Below are 2,098 nucleotides of genomic sequence, written 5' to 3' on the forward strand. Positions count from 1 at the left end.
GATCCCCGCCATCGCCGAACCGGTCTTGGTCAATCCGCTGTTCGGCGGCCGCATCCTCAACGTCGTGACGGCGGACTGGCGACGGTTCGACATCAGCTTCATCGAGGCTGCCGACCTCGGTCGGGGAGGCCTGCGCGACCCCTGATCCGGCCTGCTGGGCAGGCCACCTGGTCCCGCAGGGGGAGAAAGCGTAAGTTCGTGTTTTGTTCTTTTCAACCTGTGGGTTATGCTTCGCCTCATGCGTCCCGCCTATCCGCTCGCCCAGATGCAGACCTTGGTCATCGAGCGGATGGAGGCCGGGTTTACGCTGGATCGGATCGCCGAGTTGCCGGGCTATCCGTGTCGGCAGACGCTGCACTGGTGGGGCAAGGCGGACCCGGGGTTCGTTGTGCGGATGGCACGGGCGCGGGCGTACGGGCGGGGCCAGCGGAGCTGGGCGCAGGCGGGGCCGAGTTTCAATCACGAGCGGGTCGGCGCCCCGCAACGCGCACGGGACGGATGCCGCTGTACGCCGGCGTTGACCGCGGCGATCTGCGACGCCATCCGGCAGGGCGCCTCGCTCCGCAGCCTGTCGATGACGCCCGGCATGCCGCATCATGGGACGATGTACTGCTGGGTCCGGAGACGGCCCGATTTCGCGGCGGCGGTGGCGCAGGCCTGCGTGGATCGCGAGGACCGGTACCTGGACCAGGCGTTGGAGATCGCCGAACGGTGCGCGCCGCAGACCCTGGCGGCGGCGCAGGCGCAGGTCGGCGCGCTGCGCCGGAAGATGCGACTGATGCGGCCCTATCCGGGGTCGCGGCGTGCGAAGAGGATGGCATGACCGACGATCGTCCGCCCGAGACCCCGATCCAGCGCGCGCTGCGGCTGAAGCAGGCGGCTTTGGATGCTAAGCCGAAGCCGCCCCGCGGCGGTCGGTTCCAGCGCGAGCAGGCGGCGGCGAAGGTGGGGCCGGCGAAAGGCAAGCCGTGGGGGGCGCGGTAGGGAAATCCTACTCTCTGAGCGTCATGGCCGGGACAAGCCCGGCCATGACGATCGATGGGTGGTGGGTATCAAGGTGCGGACCCTACCCCTCGCCGCGGGCGCGAAGCACCGCCTCCGGGTCGTGGCCGCGGGCCTCGACCAGGGTCTTCCAGCGGTCCAGGGCGTCCCAGTAGTAGTCGAAGATGCAGGGACTGCAGCCGCGCTGGCAGCACTCATCGGGCTCGGGCTTGCTGGGCGGCCTGGGGATGGGGCGCTCGTCGGTCATCGCCGCCGATCTTCGAAGCCGCGGGCGGGGCGGTCCAGCGGCAATTGGCCGGCCACGAAAACGCCCGCCGACGCGGGCCGGCGGGCGCGGGTCGTGAACGGGCCTTAAGGCCTATTCGGCGGCGATCAGGATCTGGCGCGCGCGGTCGGCGAAGTTGATCTCCTGGAGGTACTTGATGCCCTCCTCGGCGATGTCGTCGCCGACCATCTTGTCGCCTTCGCCCTTCAGCTCGTCGATGTCGACGTAGACGGCGTAGAAGGCCTTGGTGCGGTCGGTGATGATGCCGGCGTTCAGCAGGGTCTTCACCAGCACGCGGAAGATGTTGGTCTGCTCCTTCATCTCCTCGCGGCGGGTCTCGTCGTTGACCAGCTGGCCCATCTCCTCGATCACCCGGTTCGGGTCGAGGCCGAATTCCTCGTAGAGGCCGACGTTCTGGGTAGGGGCGACCAAGTTGAACAGCAGGGTCTGGAAGCAGTGGGCGGCCCACATCTCGATGACCTCGTGCTCGGCCTCCGACAGGTGCGGAATGGTGCGGTCGGCCCAGATCTTCCCGAACTTGTGGTGGAAGGCCTCGTCGGTCATCACCAGCTGGGTCAGCTTCCTGGCCAGCGGGTCGTTGGTCTCGTTGAAGATCGTGGCGAAGGCGCCCATGGCCAGGCCTTCCACCAGCATCTGCATGCCGATGATCTTCTTGTAGACCTCGGGGCTGCCGATGATGTCGACCAGCAGGTCCTTCAGGATCGGGCCGCATTCCACCGGCCGGCCCCAGCGGGCCTTGATATATTTGGCGAAGGCGGTGACGTGACGGGCTTCCTCGCGGGTCTGGTTGGCGGCGTACTCCTGCGCGCC

At 68.0% G+C, this 2,098-nt stretch carries 4 protein-coding genes; 2 read left to right on the top strand and 2 right to left on the bottom strand.

Annotation, left to right across the window (positions count from 1 at the left end; translation table 11 throughout):
- The first annotated feature begins 238 nt into the window (after positions 1-238).
- Together Q0R13_RS20440 and Q0R13_RS20445 are read left to right on the top strand one after the other, a co-directional pair.
- Positions 239-823 (top strand): hypothetical protein, encoded by a 585-nt coding sequence (locus tag Q0R13_RS20440; RefSeq protein ID WP_293907438.1) that lies wholly within the window; start codon positions 239-241, stop codon positions 821-823.
- Positions 820-984 carry a hypothetical protein gene (locus Q0R13_RS20445; RefSeq protein ID WP_293907439.1) on the top strand — a complete coding sequence of 55 codons (165 nt, stop codon included), beginning with the start codon at positions 820-822 and terminating at the stop codon, positions 982-984. The genes Q0R13_RS20440 and Q0R13_RS20445 overlap by 4 nt, the downstream gene beginning before the upstream one ends.
- A gap of 82 nt (positions 985-1,066) precedes the next feature.
- Here Q0R13_RS20445 and Q0R13_RS20450 read toward each other — a convergent pair whose 3' ends face one another.
- Entirely contained in the window at positions 1,067-1,249 is a 183-nt protein-coding gene (locus Q0R13_RS20450; protein WP_293907440.1) for an oxidoreductase-like domain-containing protein, read from the bottom strand.
- A gap of 111 nt (positions 1,250-1,360) precedes the next feature.
- A partial coding sequence (locus Q0R13_RS20455; protein ID WP_293907441.1) for a ferritin-like domain-containing protein occupies positions 1,361-2,098 on the bottom strand: 738 nt, incomplete at its 5' end.

It is taken from the genome of Phenylobacterium sp. (assembly GCF_025351295.1).
Lineage (GTDB): Bacteria > Pseudomonadota > Alphaproteobacteria > Caulobacterales > Caulobacteraceae > Phenylobacterium.